This window comes from Rhodococcus sp. P4_C10, from assembly GCF_056402135.1.
This window is the reverse complement of record NZ_JBFUHZ010000009.1, coordinates 226,091-240,636: the sequence shown is the minus strand read 5'-3', so window position 1 is coordinate 240,636 and position 14,546 is coordinate 226,091. Positions and strand designations below refer to the sequence as shown.

Below are 14,546 nucleotides of genomic sequence, written 5' to 3'. Positions count from 1 at the left end.
GGCGTGTAGGTTTCCGGACGTGGGTAAGAGCAAAAGAAACAGTGGTCCGAAGCCCGACAGCAACCGCGCGGCCAAGCTCGCCGAGCGGCGCGCCGCCCAGGAGAGCGCCGCGGCGACAGTGGTGTCCCGGCCGTTCGAGGGCCTGGCCGCCGAGTGCGATCTCGTCGCGATGCGCGAGTTCGTCCCGTCCGCGACCGCGCCGTTGCCGATGACCGGTGCCGACCGCGCCGTCGTGGTCGCGACCGTGCTGCCCGGCGCCGTTGCAGCCCTGGTCCGGGACGAGACGGACTCCGCCACCGGCTTCGTCGGCATGCAGGTGCAGGCGCACTCCGCGGACCTCGGGGCCGACCTCGTGGCCGCCGCGTCGTGGGCGGCCACCGCCACGCCCGGCGAGTCGCTCACCGCCGCGACCGTCGGCGCCGACGGCCCGGGCCTGGCCGACGTGATCGATGCGGGCGCGGCCCTCGACATCACCGTGTACCAGGACTTCAACTGGTGGATCCCGGAGGGCGTCACGCCGGCACCGGAGGTCGCCGCGACCGTCGAGCGGGCCAACGAGGTGATCATGCCGTCCGCGCGTCTCGACGCCGACGGCGTGGTCGCGGCCTGGTGGGTCGACGCCGGCGAGAAGGCCCACCTGCGCTGGGTGCGCCCCGAGGACGAGGACCAGCTGATGCTGGCGCTGGCCCGGGTGCACGCGTCCGGCGGACTGCACCTCGGTGAGGGCTCGCGCTACGCGGGTTCGTTCCGGACGCACGGCCTGCTGGTGCCGGTGTTCGACCTCGACCGCGAGAAGCACGCCCAGGAATGGGCCCCGGCCACCGCGGAACTCGGCGACCGCCTCGCGCAGGCGCTGGCCGTCGACGCCCCGCTGACCTCGGAGGAGCGGCGCAGTCGCGACGGCCTGCGCGGTCGCCAGATCACGCTCCGCTGACCCGACACCACGAAAGCCCGACGGGCGCCGCTACGTCCTCCGACGCGCGGCGCCCGTCGTGCTTTCCGCACGGTGGCGTCCGACCGCCCTCAGCGGATCGGGGGCGTGCGCCGGGTGGTGACCGCGATCCGGTTCCAGGCGTTGATGGAGAGGATCAGGCCGATCAGCTGGGCGAGCTCAGCGTCGTCGAAGTGCGCCGCGGCCCGGTTGTAGACGTCGTCGGGCACGAAGCCGTCCGTCAGTACCGTCACGGCCTCGGTCAGGGCGAGCGCGGCCCGCTCCTGCTCCGTGTACAGGCCCGGCATCTCCTCCCACGCGTTGAGGAGGTAGAGCTTCTGCTCGCTGACGCCGACCTTCCGGGCGTCCGCGGTGTGCATGTCGATGCACCACGCGCAGTGGTTGATCTGGGAGGCGCGGGTGACCACCAGCTCGGCGAGGACCGGGTCGAGGCCCTTCCTGGCCGCGGCGTCCAGGGCGATCATCGCCTGGTAGACCTCGGGGGCGTTCTTGAAGAAGTTGACTCGCTGCGGGTGCTCGGGTGTGGTCATGGATTCGACTGTAGGCGCGGAATGGTCCGTCAGAATGGTTCAATCTGGGAGTGAACTCGTGGGCCAATTCCGGGCTGGACCTGCATCTGGACCTCCGCGGCCGGGGCGGCGTGCGGTCCGCGCTGACCGCCGCCCTCCGCGAGGGCATCAGGTCGGGCCGACTGGCTCCGGGAGCCGCGCTGCCACCGTCGCGAGCCCTGGCCGCGGACCTCGGGGTCGCCCGTAACACGGTGGCGGACGCGTACACGGAACTCGTCGCCGAGGGCTGGCTCACCGCCCGGCAGGGCTCGGGCACCCGGGTCGCACCGCGCGCGGTCAGCGCGACGGCCGGGGGACCTCGCCGACCTGTCGCGGCGCCGTCGCCGGCGCACAACCTGATGCCGGGGTCGCCGGACCCCGCCTCGTTTCCCCGCGCCGCCTGGATCGCCTCCACCCGGCGTGCGCTGACCGCGGCGCCGAGCGAGGCATTCGGCCCGGGCGATCCCCGGGGCCGCCCGGAATTGCGAATTGCCTTGGCGGACTACCTGTCCCGGGCACGCGGGGTGCGGGCAGACCCCGACCGGATAGTCGTGTGTGCGGGCACCGCCCACGCGCTGACGTTGATCGGGTCCGTGCTGGCCCGGTCCCCCGCGGTGGTGCGGGCAGGGTCGGGCACGGTCGCCGTCGAGTCGTACGGGCTGCACGTGCACCGCGGCCTGCTCGCCGAGGCGGGCCTGCGCACGGTGCCGCTGACGGTGGACGAGGACGGGGCGAGGGTCGGGGAACTGGTGTCGTCGGGGGCAGCCGCGGTGCTGCTCACGCCGGCCCACCAGTTCCCGATCGGCGGGCCGCTGCATCCGGAACGTCGTGCGGCGGTGATGGACTGGGCGCGCACCGTCGATGGACTGGTGCTCGAGGACGACTACGACGGGGAGTTCCGGTACGACCGGCAGCCGGTGGGTGCGATGCAGGATCTCGACCCCGACCGGGTGGCGTACCTCGGTTCGGTCAGCAAGAGCCTGTCGCCGGCGTTGCGGCTGGGCTGGATGGTGCTGCCCGACCGGCTCGTGGACCGGGTGGTCGAGGCCAAGGGCGTCTGGGAGCGGTGGGTGAGCGTGCCGGACCAGTTGGCGCTCGCCGACTTCCTGGCGAGCGGCTCCTACGACCGGCAGGTCCGACTGATGCGGGCACGCTATCGCGGTCGCCGCGACCGACTGGTGGCGATGCTCGCGGAACGGGCGCCGGCGGTGCGGCTCTCGGGCATCGCGGCCGGGTTGCACGCCGTCGTCGACCTGCCGCCGGGCAGTGAGCGGCGCGTGCTGGCGGCCGCGGCCGCGGCGGGCCTCGCGTTGGGGCCACTGTCGCAACTGCGGCACCCGGACGCCACCACCCCGCCGCGGGACGGGGTGGTGGTCGGCTACGGCGCGTCGCCGGAGAACGCCTTCGCCGGCGCCCTCGAGGTGCTGTGCCGGGTGCTGGCGACGGCCGGGGTCCAGTTCGAGCCCGGTCCGGGCGGGGGCGAGGTCTAGATCGTGCCGCCGGCGGCGGACGGCGCGCCGGCCGCGTCCTTCGGGCTGCTCATCTCGCGGGCGACGAAGTTCTCGAGGTCGAACAGGTTGCTCCCGGCGCGGTCCGCGATGGCGAGCAGGGTGGTCATCGAGGCGACCTCCTCGACCTGCTCCTTGAGGAACCACTGCATGAACTGCTCGCCGAGGTAGTCGCCCTCCTCGCGGGCGGTGCTCGCGAGCTGGATGATCTGCTCGGTGACCGCCCGCTCCTGCTGCAGGGCCAGCGCGATCGGCTCGCGGGTGTCCGCGAACCGCGACTTGGCGTTGTCGACGCCCGTCATTTCCACCGTGATTTCCCGGTCCAGGAAGTACTGGACGATCATCATCGCGTGATTGCGTTCCTCCACCGCCTGCGAGTAGAAATGCTTGGCGAGCTGAGGCAGATCCGAATTGTCGTAGTAGACCGCGGTCGCGATGTACTGGTGCGACGCGTTGAATTCGTTGCGAATCTGGTCGTGGAGCAACGCGTGGAACTTGGACCTGTCAGTCTCTGTGGAATTCGCCATCGGGCGACGATATAGCTGGTCAGGGCAAAGTGTCATCCAAGTCGAACCTTATTGAGGGAAGTATTCCCTAATTAAGTTCGTCCTTAATTATGTGAGCCTTATTGTGGGCGATTCGAATGACGTCGCCTGGTCAGGCCGCTGTCGCCTCGACTTCGCGAGGGGTCAGATGCCGCCGCCGGCGGGCCGAGGTGACATGCCGTCCTTCGGCGGGGTCGAGTTCATCTCGCGGGCGACGAATTCCTCGACGTTGAACAGGTTGTCGCCCGCCCGGTCGACGATGGCGAGCAGGGTGGTCATCGAGGCGACCTCCTCGACCTGCTCCTTGAGGAACCACTGCATGAACTGTTCGCCGAGGTAGTCGCCGGTGTCGCGGGCGGTGCGCGCGAGCTTGGTGACCTGGTCGGTGACGCCACGCTCCTGGTTCAGCGCGAGCTCGACCGGCTCCCGGACCGAGCCGAATTCGGTGATCACCTCGTCGATCCCGGGGATCTTGATCTCGAGGTCGTTGTCGAGGAGGTACTGGATCATCATCATCGCGTGGTTGCGTTCTTCGGTCGCCTGCTTGTAGAAGCGCCCGGCGAGCTGAGGGAGGTCATTTCCGTCGAAGTACACCGCGACCGCTACGTACTGCTGCGAGGCCGTGAATTCGTTGCGAATCTGTTCGCGGAGGAGATCGTGGAATTCGCTGCGCTCTCGGGTGGTCATGGCGCACAGATTACCGCCGGACGGCCGCCCGTCGGTGGACCGGTCGCGGAAGGCGGTGCACGCCACCGCGTCCCGGCCGAGGGGCGACCGGCGCCGCGATCGCGGTTCCGGTGGGTGGGACGGGCGCGGGATGGGCCGCGGGCCGGCACCCAGTCTGGGGTCATGAAGTTCTCACTGGCCGTGGCCATGATCCCGCTGGACTGAGCGAGGTGCTCGCCGGCGGGATGGTCGAGCACCACGGCGAGTTCTTCGACTTCGACCGGCTGCAGATCAGCCCGGCGCCCGGGCGCCGGGTACCGCTGTACGTCGGCGGGCACTCCGCGCCCGCGCTGGCCCGGGCGGCGCGCGTCGGCGACGGCTGGACCTCGGCTCTCATGCCGTTCGAGGAACTCGCCGCCACGATCGTGCGGCTCGGCGAGCTGCGCGCCGAGTTCGGTACCGCGGACCGGCCGTTCGAGGTCCAGGCGTCCGGGGTCGCCACGCACGGCTACGCCGAGCTGGCGGCCGTCGGCGTCACCGACGTGACCGTCGTGCCGTGGGCGATGCGCGGGCTGCCGATGGACTGCCCGCTCGAGGCGAAACAGGACGCGGTGCGGGCGTTCGCTGCCGAACACCTCGCACCCTGACACGCGGCCAACGACCTCAGGGGCCCGACGTCAGCAGTTCGGGCGGGACCGGCTGGTCGTTCGCGAGGGCCTCGAAGAACTGCGACGCCCGCGCGCGGTCCCACAGCAGCACGTTTCCGGAGCCGTCGACGTCCTCGAACCCGCCGACCGGAACGGTGGTGGTGACCAGGTCGCCGCGCATCGCCCAGGCCAGGCCGCCCAGGTTCCACAGGTGGTCGCCCTCGTCGACCTGCAGCGAGCCGGCCGTCTCGGTGACCAGCGGCCAGATCCGCAGCGGGTTGAGCAGGGTGGTCAGGCCGGTGGCCTTTTTCAGCAGGGCGGCCATGAACAGCCGCTGGTTGTTCATCCGGTCCAGGTCGGCGAGGGCCGTCGCGCGGCTGCGCACGAAGCCGAGCGCCTGGGCGCCGGTGAGGTCCTGGCAGCCGGCCTGCAGGTTGATCCCGGCGAGCGGGTCGTCGATCGGGTACGGCACGCACAGGTTCACCCCGCCGAGGGCGTCGACGATGTCGGCGAATCCGCCGAAGCCGATCTCCGCGTAGTGGTCCATCCGCAGCCCGGTGGCCTCCTCGACGGTCTGGACCAGCAGTTGCGGTCCGCCGTTGTTGAAGGCGGCGTTGATCTTCTCCTTGCCCATGCCCGGGACGCTCACGTACGAGTCGCGCGGAATGGACACCATCGTGGCGGCCCCGCTCTCGGGGACGTGCACGACGATGATCGTGTCGGTGCGCTTGCCCGCAATGTCACCCCCCGCGGTCAGTTCGCGGTCCTGGTCGGCGGTGAGCCCCTCGCGGCTGTCGGAGCCGACGAGCAGCCAGTTGGTGCCCGGGGTGTCGGCGATCCGACCCGGGTAGCCGGCGAGTGCGTCGATCCGGTTCAGCCCGCGGTCGAGGTAGAGCACGGAACCGCCGACGAGCACCACCAGGGCCAGCAGGACGAGGCCGATGCGGCGCCCCCACTGCGGCGGCCGCCGGCGGGCCCGCGCGGGGTTCTGCGGCCGCTGCGGCGGGGCCGGCGGCGCGGGCTGGTCGCGACGCGGGGGTGGTGGTACCGGGGTGCCGGGGCGACCCGGCTGCCCGGACGCGCCGGGGTGGCGCTGCGGCGTCTGCGTCGGGGCGTACGCCGACCCGGCGGCCGGTCGGTAGGCGTGGGTCTGCTGCTGCGGCGGGCCCGCCGGGCGACCGCCGGCCGGCGGCTGTGACCAGGCCTGCGGGGGCTGCGCGCGGCCATCGCGCCGGATCACCTGGGTGCCCTCGGGTCCAGGGTCGGCCGGGGCGCCGCGGTACGGCGGTTGGGGACGGGGCGGCGGGTAGTTCGGCGGCGGGTTTCGGCGCGGCGGCTGGTTCGGCGGCACCTGCGGGCGCGGGGCTCCAGCGCGACCCGCGTGGGGGTCGCGGGGGTCTCGCTGCTGGGGACGGTCGCCGTTCACGTGAAACGACTCTACGGGTCAGGGCAGCCAGGACACGTGGCCGCGCAGCGCGGTGTACCCGACGAACGCGACCGCGTCGATCAGCCAGTGCGCGACGACCAGCGGCCACAGCCGGCCGGTCTTCTGCCAGTAGCGGCCGAACACCAGGCCCATCACCACGTTCCCCAGCCCGCCGCCGAGGCCCTGGTAGAGGTGGTAGCTGCCGCGCAGCACCGCGGACGCGAGCAGCGAGCGGTTCTCGCTCCAGCCGAGCCGTCGCAGCCGCGAGATCAGGTACGCGACGACCAGCACTTCCTCGGCGGCGGAGTTGGCGAACGCCCATGCCACCAGTGCGGGCAGCCGCCACCAGTGGTCGTCGATGGTGCTGGGCACGACGGTGAGGTTGGCGCCGAGGGCGTTCGCCACCAGGTACAGCGCCAGGCCGGGCAGCCCGATCAGCGCCGCGAGCCCGACGCCGGGCAGCAGGTCGCGTCGCCAGTCCGGCCGGGCGGGCAGGCCGATCCGGGCGGGGCCGAGGCCGCTGCGCCAGAGCAGGTACAGCCCGAGTGCGGCCCACGCACACAGCTTGGCGATGCCGAGCAGCTGCCGGCCGAGGTCGATCCAGCCGACGGTGGACTGGGTGACGTTGAGCGCGACGGTCTGGTCGGAGAGGACGCCGGGGGCGAGTGCGTCCTCGGTCAGCGACAGGATGCCGGACAGCCCGCTGAGCCCGAAGGTGACGAGCAGGACGACGGTTATCTCGAACCACAGCGCCCGGCGCTGCTCGGGCGTCGGCGCGGGCTCCGACGGAGCGGGGGCGTTCGGCCGCAGCCATTCGTCGAGCCTGGTCACCCGGGCCACGGTAGCCGACCGAGGCCGGCCGGCCGGTTCAGTGCCGGGCGCGCAGGCCGTTGACGAAGGGGCAGCCGACGAGCCGTCGCAGGGCCCGGCTCAGCGCGGCGGCGTCGTCGACCGGGTCGCCGAAGGAGAGTCGGACGTCGTTGTGGGTGGCGCCACCCTCGGCGCCGGTGTCCTCCACCCGCAACCGGATGCCGTACCGGTCCAGGCCGAGCGGCCGGACACGGCCGCCGCGCAGGTGCCGGGGCAGCCGTCGGGCGAGCAGGTCCACCAGTTCGCCGTGGTCGGCCTCGAGGTGTTCGAGCCAGTGGTCCTCGATCTCCCAGAACGGGTCGGGACGGGCCGCGAGCAGGTCGTCCAGCGGGACCGGTTCGGCGCCGTGACTGTCCGCGACGACGGCGGAGTCCAGCACCAGGCGCAGCAGGGTGGTGGTGTGCCCGACGTCGAGCAGTCCGGGGTCGGGGTGGTCGGTGGCGACGGCGGCGGCGAGCGCGCGCGAGGCCTCCGGGGGCACGGAGTGCAGCGCGCCGCGCAGCCAGACCAGCGAGCGCACCGGTTCCCGCAGGGGGAGCGGCGCCCGGTCGGTGAGTTCGAGGACGGCCGGCAGCCCGGCCCGGGAGGCCTGCCACGCCAGCGCGGTGGCGGCGGAGCTGGTGGGGACGGTGAGCACGACGTCGCCGCCCGCCCGCAGGTGCTGGACCGGCACGACGACCGGGTCGCTGCCGTCGATGGCGAGGACCGCCTGGTGCGCGCGGGCGCAGGCGCTGCGCACCCTCTCCGCGGTCGACGGGCCAAGCGTGATCTCTGGCGTGCTCATCGGCGGGATCCCTTCGGTTACCGGCATCACAGTAGGTTAGCCATGCCTAAGTTACGGGAGGGTGGCCGCGGAACGCAAGGGCCGTCGCCGCCGATTACCGTTGGGGGCGTGTCCACCCTGCTCACGCTGCAACCGCCTGCCCCGCGCGACCCGGAACCGCCCTTCGCCGGGCTGCTCTTCGAGGTCTGCGTCGACGTCGACGCCGTCCGGGCCCGCCGCCGCGGCGCCCTGTTCGGGCCGCCGGTGATCGCGGCGGGGGCCCTGCTGGCCGTGCCGGCCCAGGTTCCCGACGAGCCGGTATGCGTGCGCCTGGACGCCGACCCGGACCTGCTTCCCGCCTCGCCGTCGCGGCCGTCGCGCTTCGAGATCGACTGCAGCGCAGACCAACTCGACGACGTCGTCGCCCTCGCCCAGGGGGACCCGAAGCCCCTGTCCGCCCGGCTCGCGGTCTTCGTCGCACGCGGAGACCAGTCCCGCGGTTGGGCCGCCGAGTCCGCGGCGCGGATCGCCGACGCCGGGGCGCATCCCGGGCTCGACGCGGGTGCCGCCGCCGAGGACGTCGCCGACTTCCTCGCCGTCCTTGCGCACTCGGACGCCGGCTTCGTGGCCCGGGCCCGCACCGGCGCCGAGGTGGTGGCGGTGCTCGCGGCCACGGTGGCGGCGCTGCGCGGCGACGACATCGCCGCCGCCTTCGCCGCGGCCGACCCGGKTCCGGTGGCCGCGCTCAGCCCCGCCGCGGCCGCGGCCGTGCGTGAGGTGCTGGTCGGTGTCGCCGTCGACGACGCGGCGGAGGCCGAGTCGTACCTCTTCGAGCACGGGATTGCGGCAGACCTGAAGGGCTGAACAGTAGCCTGGACCCGTGCCACGCATCGCTTACTTCGGACCATCCGGGACCTTCACCGAGATGGCTCTGGCCAAGTTCGAGAAGGACGGCGCCTTCGACGGCCCGGTCGAGCGCATCGCCGCCCCGAGCCCGCCCGCGGCTCTCGACCGCGTCCGCGACGGCGTCGTCGACGCGGCGGTCGTGCCGATCGAGAGCTCGGTGGAGGGACCGGTCCCGCCCACCATGGATGCGCTGGCGTCGGGGGAGCGGCTGCAGATCGTCGCCGAGACCGAGCTCGACGTGCGCTTCACCATCGTCGGCCGGCCTGGCACCACGCTCGACCAGGTGCGCACGATCCGGGCCTACCCCGTCGCCTCGGCTCAGGTGCGGCTCTGGCTCGAACGGAACCTGCCGGACGTGCGGCTCGAGTCCGCGTCCTCGAACGCCGGCGCCGCGGAGGACGTGGCCGCGGGCCTGGCCGACGCGGCGGTCTCCACCGCACTGGCCGGCGAGCGGCTGGGTCTGAGCGTGCTGGCCGCCTCGGTCGCCGACGTCGACGGCGCCCGCACCAGGTTCGTCCTGGTCACCCGGCCCGCGCCGCCCCCCGCGCCGACCGGGGCCGACCGCACCGCGGTGGTGCTGCAGCTCAGCAACGAGCCCGGCTCCCTGGTCGGTGCAATGTCCGAATTCTCCACTCGTGGAATCGATCTCACCCGGATTGAGTCCCGGCCGACGCGCATCGAGTTCGGCACCTACCGGTTCTTCCTGGACTGCATCGGTCATCTCGAGGACGCGGCCGTCGCGGAGGCGCTCAAGGCCCTGCACCGCAAGCACACGGTCCGGTTCCTCGGGTCGTGGCCGGCGGCGACGCCGGGCGGGCAGCGTCCGCCGTCGGACGAGGAGGCGAGTCAGTGGCTGCGCCGGATCGGCGCGGGCGAACCGGACGGGGAGCAGTGACATGGCGGGCAAGCTGATCCTGGTCCGGCACGGCCAGACGGAGGCCAACGTGGGCCTGCGGCTGGACACCCGGCTGCCCGGAGCCCGGCTCACCGAGGTCGGCGAGGGGCAGGCGCGGGAGTTCGGCAGCCGGCTCGTCGGTACCTCGCCGCTGGCCGTGGTGGCCTCGGAGGCGTTGCGCGCCAGGCAGACCGCTCGGTGGGTCGAGCGGGCGTCGGGCGTCGCGGTGCAGGTGCGCGAGGGGATTCACGAGGCCCAGGCGGGTGACCTCGAGGACCGGGCCGACCGCGCCTCCCACGAGCTTTTCGCCAAGGTCTTCCACGCCTGGCATGCCGGCGACCTGGCGGCGAGGATCCCCGGCGGCGAGTCCGGCGAGGACGTCCTCGAGCGCTACGTCCCGGTGCTGAGCGCGCTGCGCCGGGAGTTCCTCGAGGCGCCCGACGCCGGGGGCGACGTGCTGGTGGTCAGCCACGGCGCGGCGATCCGGCTGGTGGCCGGGTACCTCGCCGGGATGGACGGCACGTTCTCCGCGCGTACCCACCTGGACAACACCCAGACCGTCGAGCTGGTGCCGACCGCCGGCGGCGGCTGGCAGTGTGTGCGCTGGGGCGCAGTGCTGCCCCCGTTCGATCTCGCCCCCGTGGTGCCCGACGATCCCATGGGCTGACCGCTCGGCGCGCCTGTCATGCGTTTGACCGACGGGGGTGCCGCCGGTCGGGTCAAGCGGACCATTCGGGCTGGTCGATGCGTATTCTGAAGCGGTGACGGAGCGAGTTGACAAGCGCACCCTGCGATACGCAGGGCGGCGTGAGGAGCTGCTCGCGGCGGTCACCGACTACGTGATCGCGAACGGCGTCGGCGAGCAGTCGATCCGGCCGCTGGCGCAGGCGGCGGGGGTCTCGCACGCGTCGCTGCTCAACCACTTCGGCAGCAAGGAAGAGTTGCTCAGCGCGGTCGTGGAGAACCTCCGGCAAGGGTCGATCCCGATGGCGCTGGGCGCGGAGGGCGACGACCCGGTGGAGCTGCTCAAGGGGTGGTGGGTCGCCCGCACCGCACCGGAAGTGTTGCCCCGGTTCCGGCTGATGTTCGAGATCTACGCCCAGGCGCTGCTGGATCCGGCGCGTTTCGAGCGGTTCCTCGAGCACTTCGTCGGCGAGTGGCTGGCCGCGCTCGAGGTGGGGTTGCGCCGCGCGGACTGCCCGCCGGACCGGGTGGCCGACACGGCAACCCTGATCCTCGCCCAGATCCGCGGGCTGCTGCTGGACCTGCTGGCCACCGGTGATCGGGACCGTGTGGACCGGTCGTTCCTGTTGTTCGTCGACACCATCGACATCTACGCCCGTTCCTGGCGGTCCACCGCGGGAAAGGCAGTCTGACTCCCGCCACGTGGCGGGCTACCAGAGTCCGCCGTCGGTAAGGGCCGCACGAATCGGCGCCGGTCCTCGACCAGCTGGTTCCGTGGAGCCGGGCGATGAGGTCCGTGCGCGACGCCGCGCTCGTGTCGGCCTGAGTTCGGTCGCGCCGGCCCGAAGCGATTGATTGACCAGATGGTAGGTCTAACTTATGGTCGGTGTGCCCGGTCCGCCTGGTGACCGGGCGCACACTCGTGAGGAGATCAAGTTGACCCGTCGTCTACGCACCGCGCTGGTGAGCACGGGCCTGTGCCTGGCCGTCGCGGCCGGTTTGGCTGCCCCGGCCGCCGCCGCTCCCGTCGCCGCCGACCGGCCGGGCACGGTGACGTCGGTCCAGGACCAGCCGGCCGACCGGCAGCTGCCGGGTGCCGCGAAGTCCTCGCTGGTGACCTACTGGTCGCAGGGGCCGCAGGACAGGCCGATGCTCAGTACCGGGACCGTCTACCTGCCGCAGGGCACGGCACCGGAGGGCGGCTGGCCGGTCATCTCCTTCGCCCACGGCACCACCGGTGTCGCGGACCAGTGCGCCCCGTCGGCGAACCCACTGAACGAGCGCAGCGTCCGGTCCTACAGGCACTGGCTGGACCAGGGCTACGCCGTCGTGGCCACCGACTACGTCGGCCTCGGCACCCCGGGCGTGCATCCCTACCTGGACGGTCGCTCCGCCGCGCACAGCGTCGTCGACATGGTGCGGGCCGCCCGTTCCGTCGAGCCGGGCCTCTCGTCCAAGTGGGTCGCGATGGGCCAGTCCCAGGGCGGCCAGGCGACGATGTTCACTGCGAACCTGGCGACCTCGTACGCGCCGGAGCTCGACTACCTCGGCGCCGTCGCCACCGGGGTGCCGTCGAACATCGAGAACCTGCTGCCGCTCGGCGGCCCGGCGTTCCCGAAGCTGCCGCTCAAGGGCACCACCGTGTACATCGCCAACGCGCTCGACGGCCTGCGTGCGGCCCGACCGGACGTCGACGTCGACTCGTACCTGAGCCCGCTCGGTCGCACCATCCTCGACGACGTCGAGAACAACATCTGCTACGCGGAGGCCCGGACCAAGTACGCCGACGTCTCGCTGGGTCAGTTGCTGTCCAGGTCGATCGACACACCGGCCTTCACGGCCGCGGCGCGCAAGATCCTCACCGTGCCGACCGACGGCTACGACCGGCCGGTCTTCATCGGCCAGGGCCTGAACGACATCGACGTCCCGGCCCCGCTGACGCTGAAGCTGGCCGCCGACCTCGCCGCGAACAACGTCGACCTCGCGTTCCGCACCTACCCGACCGACCACCTCGGGACGGTGCCGGCGTCGGAGGCGGACAGCACGCCGTCGGCGAGGTCAGACCTCGCCGACCAGGGCCCCCACGGCCTGCCGGACCCGGGCGTCGCCGCCCGGTCCGAGCGTGGACCAGGCAGTGCCGTCGGTGGCGGCGCTCGAGGTGCCGAGGATCCGGCCGTGGTCGGTGTCGATCACCGCGACCGGTGCGCCCAGCGGTGCGGACCGGCCGTCCGCGTGGCGCATCGCGACGATCTCGGTGCGCGCCAGGCAGGTGGCCAGCGCCGCGGCCAGCACCCCGGCCTCGCGGGCCCCGACGCCGAGGGCGGCGAGCTTCCGGGCGGTCGCAGCCGGGTCCGCGCAGTCCGACAGCGCCTCGACGAGCCCCGCAGTGACGGCGTTGACGGGTCTGATCATCAAGCCCGCGAAACCCGCAGTGCCGCACAGGATGTCCCGAATCGGAACTGAACAGGTTTGCAGCACAACGGAGTTCTCCTCACGGCGGGCCACGACCCCGCCTAGCGGGCCCAGCGCCACGCACAGTCGGTCGACGCTGTCGCCGGTATAGCGGCGCAGAGCGATCTCCCGGTCCGGCCGGGCCAGGGTCCGCAGTCGGTCCGCGAGGTCCGGGTGCGGGTCGCCGTGGTCGAGCAGGCCGCGGTCGGCGAGGGTCCGGGCCGCCCCGACGAAGGCGGCGTCGCGGGCCGCGGCGGTATCGAATCGCGATGACGCGTCCAGCACCACCGGCAGTTCGTCGATGCGCAGCAGGTGGACCAGTAGGCCCAGTTCGTCGAGGGTGACGGTCGCGGAGTGCAGCCCGGCGGGCGCGAGCACCGCGCCGGAGGTCAGCACCGCGGGCGTCTCGATCACGACGAGAAGTCCGGGTCCGCGCCGATCACCGACGGGATCACCACCCGGCCGTCGCCGAAGTGCTCGAACCCGCGCAGGTAGTCGGGCGTGTGGTGCAGCTCGTCCTCGCCGGCCCCGCGGGCGGCGCCGGTCATCGGTGCCCCCACCGGCCCGCCGCGGGCCGACGCCGCGGCCGTGTCGGCGCGCGACTGGTCCGGGCGCAACGCGTCGGGTAGGGGTGTCGTGCCGGCGCCGGTGCCCCCGCCGGCCGCCCCGCCGCCGAGCTGGCTGCTGCCCCCGGCCGATGCCGCGCCTCCGGAGTACCCCGACGCGTCGGCATCGGCTGCGCTGCCGGAATGACCTGCGCTGCCGGAGTATCCACGTCCGCTGAACCCGACCGCCCGGGTCGCCGTCGACCCCGGTCCGCCGTGGCCGCCACGAGGGCCGCCCTCGCCGCGCCCGCCGGTGCCCTCGCCACGACCGGTGGCGCCGGGACCGGGTCCGGTGACGCCGCCGGCGAGGGCGGAGACCGCGTTCGGTGCGAGGGACGTGGCGGTGGAGGTCGCGGCGCCCAGGCCGGACCCCGCGATCGAGCCGGCCTGCGACGCCGCGCCGACCACGGCCGGGTTCTGCGCCTGTGCCAGCGCGGCCGCCACCGCGGCCCCGGCCGGGGTGGTCCGGAAGTCGTCGAACGCACTGCCGGCGGTCGCCGCTGCCGGTCCGTCGCCGCCGGAGGCCCGTGGGCCGTTCGTCAACGGTGGTGGGGGAGTGAAGGACTGGGGCGACGCTGCCGCCGTCGACGCGGCCTCGTACGCCTCCATCACCAGCCCGGCCCGCACATCCATGGCCCGGTCCGCGGCCTCCGCGGCGGCGCCCGCGCCGACCAGCGGCCCGCCGACGGTGTGCGCCAACACCTTTGCGGTCTTCACCGCCGCGATCTCGGCGATGCTGGGCATCGCGAGCCGGGCGACGGTGTGGGCGGTGGCCTCGGCGCCGGCCTTGCTCGCGGTGACGGCGGCCAGTGCGCCCGCCTCCTGCGTCCACGCGTGGAACGGCACCAGCTTCGCCAGCGCGGCGTCGGCGGCGAGGCCCTCCCAGCCGACGCCCAGCTCGGCCACCACCCTGGTCATCGTCAGGGTCGCGTCGGTCAGGGCGGCCGACAGCGCCGTCCAGGCGGCGCTCGCGGCGGTCAGCGCGACCGGGCCGACGCCGGCGTTGAGCGAGGTCGAGTTCACGGTGGCACCACGCGGCAGCCAGACCACGCCGGTGAATCCCAGGGTCATGTCGGTGTC

15 protein-coding genes and 1 pseudogene are annotated in these 14,546 nt (G+C 73.1%); 8 read left to right on the top strand and 8 right to left on the bottom strand.

Going from position 1 to position 14,546, the window contains the following annotated elements; translation table 11 throughout:
• Positions 1-19: 19 nt before the first annotated feature.
• The gene (locus tag AC1DWC_RS08435; protein ID WP_477907109.1) at positions 20-934 is read left to right on the top strand and encodes a DUF5926 family protein; all 915 of its coding nucleotides are present in this window, start codon (positions 20-22) and stop codon (positions 932-934) included.
• An 89-nt stretch (positions 935-1,023) separates the two neighbouring features.
• Here AC1DWC_RS08435 and AC1DWC_RS08430 read toward each other — a convergent pair whose 3' ends face one another.
• Positions 1,024-1,482, bottom strand: coding sequence for a carboxymuconolactone decarboxylase family protein (locus AC1DWC_RS08430; RefSeq protein WP_477907108.1), 459 nt, complete (start codon positions 1,480-1,482; stop codon positions 1,024-1,026).
• A gap of 50 nt (positions 1,483-1,532) precedes the next feature.
• On the opposite strand from AC1DWC_RS08430, the gene pdxR reads away from it, so the two are divergent.
• Complete coding sequence (pdxR, locus tag AC1DWC_RS08425) at positions 1,533-2,990, top strand: MocR-like pyridoxine biosynthesis transcription factor PdxR (RefSeq protein ID WP_477907106.1); 1,458 nt, start codon at positions 1,533-1,535, stop codon at positions 2,988-2,990.
• On the opposite strand, the gene AC1DWC_RS08420 is transcribed toward pdxR, so the two are convergent.
• Both AC1DWC_RS08420 and AC1DWC_RS08415 read right to left on the bottom strand, forming a co-directional pair.
• Positions 2,987-3,535 carry a ferritin gene (locus tag AC1DWC_RS08420; protein WP_072844384.1) on the bottom strand — a complete coding sequence of 183 codons (549 nt, stop codon included), beginning with the start codon at positions 3,533-3,535 and terminating at the stop codon, positions 2,987-2,989. The genes pdxR and AC1DWC_RS08420 overlap by 4 nt on opposite strands.
• Before the next feature lie 162 nt (positions 3,536-3,697).
• Positions 3,698-4,240, bottom strand: coding sequence for a ferritin (locus tag AC1DWC_RS08415; protein WP_477907103.1), 543 nt, complete (start codon positions 4,238-4,240; stop codon positions 3,698-3,700).
• A 209-nt stretch (positions 4,241-4,449) separates the two neighbouring features.
• On the opposite strand from AC1DWC_RS08415, the gene AC1DWC_RS08410 reads away from it, so the two are divergent.
• A complete protein-coding gene (locus AC1DWC_RS08410) occupies positions 4,450-4,866 on the top strand; it encodes an LLM class flavin-dependent oxidoreductase (RefSeq protein WP_477907102.1) in 417 nt (138 codons plus the stop codon).
• A 16-nt stretch (positions 4,867-4,882) separates the two neighbouring features.
• Here AC1DWC_RS08410 and AC1DWC_RS08405 read toward each other — a convergent pair whose 3' ends face one another.
• Genes AC1DWC_RS08405 through AC1DWC_RS08395 form a run of 3 tightly spaced genes read right to left on the bottom strand, consistent with a single transcriptional unit; the run spans position 4,883 to position 7,946 of the window.
• Positions 4,883-6,292, bottom strand: a complete 1,410-nt coding sequence (locus tag AC1DWC_RS08405; protein ID WP_477907100.1) for an LCP family protein — start codon at positions 6,290-6,292, stop codon at positions 4,883-4,885.
• Positions 6,293-6,310: 18 nt separating this feature from the next.
• Positions 6,311-7,123, bottom strand: coding sequence for a CPBP family intramembrane glutamic endopeptidase (locus tag AC1DWC_RS08400; RefSeq protein WP_072844601.1), 813 nt, complete (start codon positions 7,121-7,123; stop codon positions 6,311-6,313).
• A 37-nt stretch (positions 7,124-7,160) separates the two neighbouring features.
• Positions 7,161-7,946, bottom strand: coding sequence for a DUF2470 domain-containing protein (locus AC1DWC_RS08395; RefSeq protein ID WP_477907097.1), 786 nt, complete (start codon positions 7,944-7,946; stop codon positions 7,161-7,163).
• Between the two features lie 108 nt (positions 7,947-8,054).
• On the opposite strand from AC1DWC_RS08395, the gene AC1DWC_RS08390 reads away from it, so the two are divergent.
• From AC1DWC_RS08390 to AC1DWC_RS08370, 5 genes and pseudogenes are all read left to right on the top strand, one after another.
• Positions 8,055-8,789: a hypothetical protein gene (locus tag AC1DWC_RS08390; protein WP_477907095.1), complete on the top strand. Its 735-nt coding sequence runs from the start codon at positions 8,055-8,057 to the stop codon at positions 8,787-8,789.
• A 16-nt stretch (positions 8,790-8,805) separates the two neighbouring features.
• Positions 8,806-9,726, top strand: coding sequence for a prephenate dehydratase (gene pheA, locus AC1DWC_RS08385; protein ID WP_477907094.1), 921 nt, complete (start codon positions 8,806-8,808; stop codon positions 9,724-9,726).
• Position 9,727: 1 nt separating this feature from the next.
• Positions 9,728-10,393, top strand: a complete 666-nt coding sequence (locus AC1DWC_RS08380; protein WP_477907092.1) for a histidine phosphatase family protein — start codon at positions 9,728-9,730, stop codon at positions 10,391-10,393.
• A 94-nt stretch (positions 10,394-10,487) separates the two neighbouring features.
• Complete coding sequence (locus AC1DWC_RS08375) at positions 10,488-11,102, top strand: TetR/AcrR family transcriptional regulator (RefSeq protein ID WP_477907090.1); 615 nt, start codon at positions 10,488-10,490, stop codon at positions 11,100-11,102.
• 187 nt (positions 11,103-11,289) lie between these two features.
• Positions 11,290-12,471 (top strand): annotated as a pseudogene (locus AC1DWC_RS08370) (lipase family protein); the annotation flags it as partial.
• Here the strand turns inward: AC1DWC_RS08370 and AC1DWC_RS08365 are convergent.
• Both AC1DWC_RS08365 and AC1DWC_RS08360 read right to left on the bottom strand, forming a co-directional pair.
• The gene (locus AC1DWC_RS08365) at positions 12,469-13,146 is read right to left on the bottom strand and encodes an ESX secretion-associated protein EspG (RefSeq protein ID WP_477907164.1); all 678 of its coding nucleotides are present in this window, start codon (positions 13,144-13,146) and stop codon (positions 12,469-12,471) included. The pseudogene AC1DWC_RS08370 and the gene AC1DWC_RS08365 sit on opposite strands and share 3 nt — an antisense overlap.
• Before the next feature lie 125 nt (positions 13,147-13,271).
• Positions 13,272-14,537, bottom strand: coding sequence for a PPE domain-containing protein (locus AC1DWC_RS08360; protein WP_477907088.1), 1,266 nt, complete (start codon positions 14,535-14,537; stop codon positions 13,272-13,274).
• Positions 14,538-14,546: the final 9 nt, after the last annotated feature.